9 protein-coding genes are annotated in these 7,357 nt (G+C 42.4%); 2 read left to right on the plus strand and 7 right to left on the minus strand.

Features of this window, described 5'->3' with window-relative positions; translation table 11 throughout:
* Positions 1 to 2 precede the first annotated feature (2 nt).
* Positions 3 to 470, plus strand: coding sequence for a DUF29 domain-containing protein (locus IQ234_RS09495; protein WP_193956907.1), 468 nt, complete (start codon positions 3 to 5; stop codon positions 468 to 470).
* Between the two features lies 1 nt (position 471).
* On the opposite strand, the gene IQ234_RS09500 is transcribed toward IQ234_RS09495, so the two are convergent.
* From IQ234_RS09500 to IQ234_RS09525, 6 genes are all read right to left on the minus strand, one after another.
* Positions 472 to 741 carry a hypothetical protein gene (locus tag IQ234_RS09500; protein WP_193956908.1) on the minus strand — a complete coding sequence of 90 codons (270 nt, stop codon included), beginning with the start codon at positions 739 to 741 and terminating at the stop codon, positions 472 to 474.
* Between the two features lie 114 nt (positions 742 to 855).
* On the minus strand, positions 856 to 1,248 hold the full coding sequence (locus tag IQ234_RS09505; RefSeq protein WP_002758893.1) for a DUF5615 family PIN-like protein: 393 nt from the start codon (positions 1,246 to 1,248) through the stop codon (positions 856 to 858).
* Entirely contained in the window at positions 1,245 to 1,619 is a 375-nt protein-coding gene (locus IQ234_RS09510) for a DUF433 domain-containing protein (RefSeq protein ID WP_193956913.1), read from the minus strand. Before IQ234_RS09510 ends, IQ234_RS09505 begins: the two co-directional genes overlap by 4 nt.
* A gap of 32 nt (positions 1,620 to 1,651) precedes the next feature.
* Complete coding sequence (locus IQ234_RS09515) at positions 1,652 to 1,987, minus strand: XisI protein (RefSeq protein ID WP_079208784.1); 336 nt, start codon at positions 1,985 to 1,987, stop codon at positions 1,652 to 1,654.
* A gap of 244 nt (positions 1,988 to 2,231) precedes the next feature.
* Positions 2,232 to 2,675 carry a transcriptional regulator gene (locus IQ234_RS09520; protein WP_193956909.1) on the minus strand — a complete coding sequence of 148 codons (444 nt, stop codon included), beginning with the start codon at positions 2,673 to 2,675 and terminating at the stop codon, positions 2,232 to 2,234.
* 109 nt (positions 2,676 to 2,784) lie between these two features.
* Positions 2,785 to 6,054 (minus strand): SUMF1/EgtB/PvdO family nonheme iron enzyme, encoded by a 3,270-nt coding sequence (locus IQ234_RS09525; RefSeq protein WP_193956910.1) that lies wholly within the window; start codon positions 6,052 to 6,054, stop codon positions 2,785 to 2,787.
* Between the two features lie 165 nt (positions 6,055 to 6,219).
* Here IQ234_RS09525 and IQ234_RS09530 point away from each other — a divergent pair, with 165 nt between their 5' ends.
* Positions 6,220 to 6,594 (plus strand): CU044_2847 family protein, encoded by a 375-nt coding sequence (locus IQ234_RS09530; RefSeq protein ID WP_193956911.1) that lies wholly within the window; start codon positions 6,220 to 6,222, stop codon positions 6,592 to 6,594.
* Positions 6,595 to 6,662: 68 nt separating this feature from the next.
* On the opposite strand, the gene IQ234_RS09535 is transcribed toward IQ234_RS09530, so the two are convergent.
* Positions 6,663 to 7,244, minus strand: coding sequence for a hypothetical protein (locus IQ234_RS09535; protein ID WP_193956912.1), 582 nt, complete (start codon positions 7,242 to 7,244; stop codon positions 6,663 to 6,665).
* Positions 7,245 to 7,357 lie beyond the last annotated feature (113 nt).

Here is a 7,357-nt window from a genome sequence, read left to right on the forward strand (position 1 = left end):
CTATGTCCAAGACTCTCTACGAACAAGATTTTCAATTGTGGCTCGCAACAACAATTAATCACTTACAGAAGCGGGAATTTGCTGCGCTGGATACTGATAACTTAATTGAGGAGTTAACCGAGTTGGGAAAATCGGAAAAAAGAACTTTAGAAAGTAATTTGATGATTCTTTTGGCTCACTTGCTCAAATTAAAAGTACAGCACGACGCACCGCCATCAATGAAGGATAGCTGGTATTGTTCTATTATTGAGCATCGCCAGCGAATTGAGAAAAACTTACGCAATACTCCTTCTCTGAAATCCTATCTAGAAACTGCTATCCAGGAAGCCTATCTAGATGCTCGTCAAGTGGCAATTAAGGAAGGAAAACTTGCTCAATTTGGTGTTCGGATTCCCCCAGAAAATGATTATCCTCAAATTTGCCCTTTCTTGCCAGAGCAAATCTTAGACGAGAACTTCTATGGCAATTGACTCAGTTTGCCGAATAAGTAAGGCTCTGAGGGCAATCTTTCTCGCTTTCTCGCTTGGGTAGTCCGTGAATGTAATGATCGTGCTGATAGGACAAATCGGAAATTCCTGTATTCATCTGGCACTCTTCTAAGATTTGGTCAAACTCGTCCCAAAAATCATACTCTGGGGATCTGGATTCAAGCTGCTTTATGAGCATTGCGGCAATCCTATTTTGCTCTGATTCGGGGAGTTGTTTGACTTGAGCGATCGCCTCTTCTAATAGCTTTGTCATATCTTTGGAATTGTATAAAACCCTAATAACGATTATCTCATCATCTCGTTCCCAGGTTCTACCTGGTAACGCTCTTTTCAGGTTCTACCTGAAGAATGCTTTTCAACAACAGTCTTATGGGATGAAAATTCGACCGACTCCCATATAGTTTTCTAGATCAAATAAAATCTCAATCAAGCGGGTAGCACATCTTTGCCGATAACTACTTTCATCAAAGCGATCAGGGTTTCCAATTGTCAGAATTGGCAGGGAAGCGGGTGTGTTTTCTTCACGTATGGTTTGTTCGAGCGAATCAATTCCTTTCATATTTCGATTTGCTGTAATTAAAATCATCTGAGTGTTTTGAGCAAATTGCCAAACAACCCGATCACTACTATCCATCGGCAATCCAACATCCTGAAAGGTGAAGAAGCGGATGGGCAAAAGATCAAGCCATCCTTCTGCTGAGAGGGTTCCCCAGAATAAAACAACATCGCCCGTTAAGTTGTAGTCAATCAGGAAGTTCATGATTGAGATTCAATGCGTGCTTTCCACTCTTGAAGCTTCGCACGAATGGTTTCTTGACCAGGCTTAGGGGGCATCGCCGCAATCTTGGCAAATCGCTCACGATTTCGCTCTTCCCAGTATTGACGAATTTCTGTCGCTGTCTGCAAGCATTCTTGATACTCGGCTTCAACCTCAGTACAATGGGTCTCAATGTATGCTAGGGCTGAATCAATCTGTCTATCATTAAGACCAAGTTTTTCACGAATCAGCTTGGGGGGATACTGAGCCTTTAGGTAATCCATAACATCATAAAGGGTAATTCGCGTACCGGCGATTGTCAATCCACGCTCTGTACGAATAACAGCTGATTGCCCGTTGGATACCGGAACCATACTCATAACCTTCTAGAATTTCATTCTATAGCTTATTTTACAGCAAATTCAGTATAGGGTCGAATATGTTCGGGTTTAAAGGCAAGGACAATTTGCTCTTTAGGAATACCGGCGGCTAATAAATCAGTGGCAATACCGTCTTCGGTTCCGTCTCGTTGTATCCAGATTTTACCATTAATAATTTGTAAATGAAGTAAACAGCCATGGACTCTTTCTCGGTTATCCCAACCTTCTAAGAGAATTAGATAGTTATCAGAGTCTTTGTCAATAATGAGGAGGCGGTTTACCTCTCCAGTAGCATAGCGCAAGTTTGCATAATAACGGAGAGATTCAATAATAATTTTTCTCATTTTTTCTAACCTATCCATCTTAAAATAACCTCCTCAATGAAGAATCGGTGATTCGTCTTTTTCATCTCGTTCCCAGGTTCTACCTGAAGCATACATTAAGGCAGAACCTTGGTACAAGCAAGTTAAATTGATTTTATTTATCCATTTTTGCCTTGAGAAATTCTTCTAATTTCTTCATGTCTTCTTGACTAGGAGTAAGGGTAAATCTAGTTACACCTGATTCAGTTCGCATTCTATCCATATAAAAAAGATAGCATTTTAGCTATTCCCCACTCACCCACAGGGAATCAGGAGAAACCGTAATTGTTTCTAATTGGGGTAAAAGTCGTTTGAGTGTCGTTTCATTGAGGGTTTGAGACTGGGCGATCGCCTTTTCCACTTCTGACTGATAAGCTTCAGCATAGAGCAAAGCAGAGCGGACCCATTCGCAGGGACGATGGAAATGTGCCGCCGTTTTTTGTTCATCTAGCGCGTAACTTTGAGCAATTTGCATGACTTCCCAGAGAGCCAAACTGGAGTTTTTGAGATAGGGTTGTCGCCCCAAAGGAGACTGGCGAAATTCAATATAGGGGAACTCGCTTTCTCTGAGAGATTCCTCAATTAAAATTGCGCTGGTTTCACTAGGAGTTTTTCCTAATTGGCGGGCTAACTGTTTAAGTCGTTCTGCTGTGCGATCGGGGAGTCGGGTACTAATAACTTGGGACATAAATTTTTCAACCTTAAATCACACTGTTTGCATTTTAAATTGTCGATTTAGAAATATTCTATGCCAAGCCAGAGCCTTGGCACAAGCAATAACTGATAACTGTTAACTGTTAACTATTCACTGAATAAATCGTCCTCGACGACGCAACCACCCGAAAACCGTAGGCATCGCTGGGGAAAGCGACGTTGTCGCGAACCGCAGAACGGCAAGCCCAGGGACGGCTGCCCCATGACCCGCCATGTACGACATGATCTCTATTGTCTTGTAACAACACATCAAGATTTTTTGATATATCTTGATACAATTCTTCTTTTCCTTCATCCCATACCCGACCGTCATTGGGCGGGTCTTTATAGTTATCATGCCAAGGATCTAGACACCATTCCCAAACGTTCCCGTGCATATCATAAAGTCCAAAGGCATTTACGATTTGAAACCTGCCTACGGTTGTCGTCCTTGCACAAGCGGTTTGTGAATAATTTGCCAAAGCGGGGTCAATTTTCCACCCAAAATGATAGGGCGGATAAATCGGATTTTGAATTGATTCTTCACTGATAACTGACCTACAAGCATATTCCCACTCTGCTTCACTGGGTAAACGGTATTGATAGCCTTTCCCTTTTTTCTGAGACCAGCGCGATAGTCTCTCACAGAATTCCACCGCATCGTGCCAACTAATACGTTCCACTGGTCGGCAGCTATTTCCTTTATAGAGTGAAGGTTCTGGGTTGAGATCCCGTTTAATTTTAGGTAAAGAAGCCACTGCTCGCCACTGCGCCTGTGTTACCAGATATTTGCCTATCAGGAAGGGAGAAATCTTGACCTTATGTGGCGGGCGTTCATTTGGATATGCCCCTTCTTCTCCTTCAGAAGCACCCATCCAAAACTCACCGCCGGGAACTTCCACTATTTCTAGGTTTATTCCACTTTCTAACTCCTCGATTACTGTGGCTGGTAGGTCGTTTTCTGCAATGATTGAGAGGGCAATTTTTCCTTCCTTATCAACCTCTGCTGTCCAGATAGGAACCTCTTCTCCCCACTGCTTCAGCAACCAGGAAGCTGACAGCCTTATTTGTGCTTTTTCCTTCTCATTTTCAAGTAAGTTTATTAACTTTTCTCGGCTTAAAAATGATTTGTTGGCTGCTTCTTTTTCTAAGGCTTCACAGTCTAAATTATCAATATCTGGCCTTCTCAGATAGGAGCGTAATTCCTCCTGAATACTAGCTTGGAGAAACTCTTTAGCCAATTTCGTAGTCTCCACCGTGTCTTTATATTCTTGCAGAATTTTCTCGGCATCTGCTAACTTGTCACCCGACCACAAATAATCCTGAGATTTGTTACTTTTTTTCCAGTTTTGGGCATCTTTATCCACCTGTTTGGCTAATTCTCTTCCCTGTCGATTTTCGGTTCGCCACTGATTCAGTTCGTCCCATTTTTCAATTAAAGCTTCATGGGCTAAATCTACCCAAGCTTCTTCTTCTCGTTCAGTTTTTCCCGTCACTAAAAGGCGACCTTTCACTAATCCTTGTTTACCGTCAATTAGTTCTGTTAAGACTTTTTGTCCTTCTTGATTATCTCCAGCTAGAGACAAGATAACGGCTTTTGATTGACGCAATCTGGTATCTTTTTCCCCATCTCCTATTTGCAGAAGATTCAAGAATATTCGCTTGATTAAAGCTTTCTCTGCTTCCGTTCGCTTCTGCTGTGGTAAGTCTTTTTCATAATCTTTGTATTCGTAAACTTTATCAGCTTGACAATTTAACGCTCCTACTATCCCACCTATCGCCTCATAAGTATCTAAAGTCAGCCGATGTTTTGCCTCATCTCGTTTCTGCCAAAGCTGGGTTAAAGCAAACTCTAATAAGGGTAAAAATCCTGGTTCTTGTTTAATATCTTCAAGGATTTTATTGAGCAATTCTTTCGTAACTTCATAGCCTTGTAGTTTGGCTGGTTCCGTAATAGCTTCTATCAAATCTAATCCCCTTAGATCTGGCAGGTATTCGGCGTTATTTTGAATTATTTGTCGCAGAGAATCGTAACCCAAGCAGGGTTCAATAAAATCCGCCCTCATGGTAGCAACAACTGCCAGAGGAGAGTCAGAAATTGTGGCAACTTGAGTAATCAATTCAATAAAGCGATCGCGCTGTTCTGCTAGAGCAAAAGTGAATAATTCCTCAAACTGATCCACCACCAGCAAAAATTTATGTTCGCGGGGAAAAAGTTCTAATAGCGGTTTTAAACCTTCGCTGTCTTGATTATTGATACATTGATCTAGCAATGGTTGATCATCTCGAAAATAGGGTAACAGCAGGCTTTCCAACATTGTTAACGGCTTAAATCCAGGTTTGATGGGTTCGAGAATTTGCCATCCCAACTCTTCCAACCAAGGAATCAATCCTGCCAGAACTACCGAAGATTTACCACTTCCAGAAGCACCAATCAGAGGGACAAAATTTAGCCGATCTAGCTTAGATTTGATGTCTTCTACCACTCGCTTGCGTCCGAAGAAGAAATCACGTTCTTTCTTAGTAAACGCCAGCAATCCTTGATAGGGACAGCGCAATTTTCCATTCTCATCTAGTAACGGTTTCACTTCTTTAACTTGAGGTTGCGCCCCATATTTGACCAGAATTAGCGATCGCCCAACTCCCATGCGAATCGGTTCTTGACCCTTCCCTCGCAATTCCCGCGAAACAAAATCAAACAAGCGATCGGCACTAATTTCTCCCGTTTTTGGGTCCGCCTCTTTTTGGGACAATCCCTTCAGTAAAGCGGCGGTGAATAGGCTGTATTCCTCATCTTCCCAAGCCACCTGTTCTGACCGACAGGCGGTGATTAGGAAGTAATCTTGCTTCTCATTAAATGCTGAGAGGCTAGGTTCTAGCAAAGTGCGATTTAATTCCCGATTTTCGGGCAATAACGCCCCCGCATGGCAACAGTCTAGCATTACTACCAGATTACTCAAACTAGAACGCCGTAATAAAGGATTGAGTTCTCGGTCTAAAGAAATGGCATTTTTGCCTTCGGGTTGGCTATCGGAGGTGGCGAGATAGGCTTCCCCGTCACCGATGCGATTGATCAGGCGAAACCCGTGTCCTGAAAAGTAGATCAAGACTTCTTGATTTTTGGTCTGCTCTCCCGATAAGATTTGCTTTAAGGCCTGCAAGACTTCATTCCCCGTCACCTTTCCTGGAACAACTTCGTAGCGTTTTTCTGCGGCAATCCAGCGATGGGGTAGGCGTTCTACATTGGCAAATGTCCCGGTCTTCTCCAAGAATTGAGCAACAGCTTCTGCATCTTTGGCGGGTTTGCTCAAAGATAGTAGGAAATTTCGGTTATCGTAATCGTTAATGCCGATGACAAGGGCGTAGCGAGCCATAAGCAGTCAGCAAGGGATAGAAATGTTTTTTATGTTAGGTTATTTTTTGGTAAACTGCAAGGAAAGCATACGCCCTCTCTTAGATAATCTTTTCTTATCATCACAAGTACGGGAGAGCCAAGAAATAGTTAAGAAAAAAGTTAATTTTCAATTTTTGCATTATTTATGACTCGACTAACTCCGATCCAAATTGACGAAAACACTCTAATTTATATAGAGTCCACCGATGACCTGGAAATTCCGACCGAGACGGTAAAAACCGAGGGAAGAGTTGCTAAAGGGGTAATTACTGTACCAGATAAACAGCAAATTTTGCAGAATTTTCAGACAATTGAAGATACAATTCGTACTTACACTACTTACACTTTAAACGCTTTTCGCAATTTAGCCATTGCTAACATTGAGGAAGTCACTTTACAATTTGGTGTCGAAATCGGCGGCGAGGTAGGAATCCCTTATATTACTAAAGGAACCGCTAAAAGTAATTTAAATATTACGGTTAAGTGTACCTTTCCTAAGCCGCCGAACTCGTCTGATTGATGGTTCAATATTTAACGTTTTCTGGTTCTTCCGTATATTCCCAAAATAAGAGAGCCAAATAATCTTGATTAAGGTCTCTGGTCTTGATTTTGGGGATAACTGGGGAATAGATCTCTAGGGAAATCCTCGGCACTTAAACAGGTTTGTAAAGCTTGGGAGGGGTTATTTTTGTCCACACCACGACTGACAGCGATAACGCATTGAGAAAAGCGCCCCGGTAATAAACTTTGACGACAGGAATCTAAAATCTGTTGAGAAATCCCTAATTTATCGGGTTCCTTGGCTGTTTCCGTTTGTTTGAGGGAATTAGCGGCAAACAAGGGGGCAGCGCGGTGGATATCGACCACACAGTGACCTAGGTCGATGGGACGACGCACTTGAAAACAAGCTTGCAGAGCCAGATTACCATTAATCGGAGTTTTGGATTTAATCATCACCACACACCGGGATAATTCTTTAGGAATTAATGCTTCTGAACAAGCGGTGGCGGCATCTTCGGGACTCACCCCCGTGCCGACAATGTGACTGATACAGGCACTAAATTGATTATTGTTGCCAAATGCGATCGCTGTTCGGTTCATTTCTACTAAGCCAAGGGAAATAGTAGCGATCGCGCTCCAACTAGCAATTTTTTTAATATGGTTTTTCATGGTTTGCTCACACCGAAGATTTTAAGGCTAACTGGCCTTGATCTTAACAGATTCAAGGGCAATGGGGGAATGGGGAGATGGGGGGAGGAAATTATGAATTATGAATTATGAAG

This window comes from Microcystis aeruginosa LEGE 91341 (assembly GCF_015206885.1).
GTDB classification, from domain to species: Bacteria; Cyanobacteriota; Cyanobacteriia; order Cyanobacteriales; family Microcystaceae; genus Microcystis; species Microcystis aeruginosa_H.

Excerpts from the sequence above, each read along its gene's own strand:
- IQ234_RS09495 (WP_193956907.1), top strand. The coding sequence starts at position 3 with ATGTCCAAGACTCTCTACGAACAAGATTTTCAATTGTGGCTCGCAACA.
- IQ234_RS09500 (WP_193956908.1), bottom strand. The coding sequence starts at position 741 with ATGACAAAGCTATTAGAAGAGGCGATCGCTCAAGTCAAACAACTCCCC.
- IQ234_RS09505 (WP_002758893.1), bottom strand. The coding sequence starts at position 1,248 with ATGAACTTCCTGATTGACTACAACTTAACGGGCGATGTTGTTTTATTC.
- IQ234_RS09510 (WP_193956913.1), bottom strand. The coding sequence starts at position 1,619 with ATGGTTCCGGTATCCAACGGGCAATCAGCTGTTATTCGTACAGAGCGT.
- IQ234_RS09515 (WP_079208784.1), bottom strand. The coding sequence starts at position 1,987 with ATGGATAGGTTAGAAAAAATGAGAAAAATTATTATTGAATCTCTCCGT.
- IQ234_RS09520 (WP_193956909.1), bottom strand. The coding sequence starts at position 2,675 with ATGTCCCAAGTTATTAGTACCCGACTCCCCGATCGCACAGCAGAACGA.
- IQ234_RS09525 (WP_193956910.1), bottom strand. The coding sequence starts at position 6,054 with ATGGCTCGCTACGCCCTTGTCATCGGCATTAACGATTACGATAACCGA.
- IQ234_RS09530 (WP_193956911.1), top strand. The coding sequence starts at position 6,220 with ATGACTCGACTAACTCCGATCCAAATTGACGAAAACACTCTAATTTAT.
- IQ234_RS09535 (WP_193956912.1), bottom strand. The coding sequence starts at position 7,244 with ATGAAAAACCATATTAAAAAAATTGCTAGTTGGAGCGCGATCGCTACT.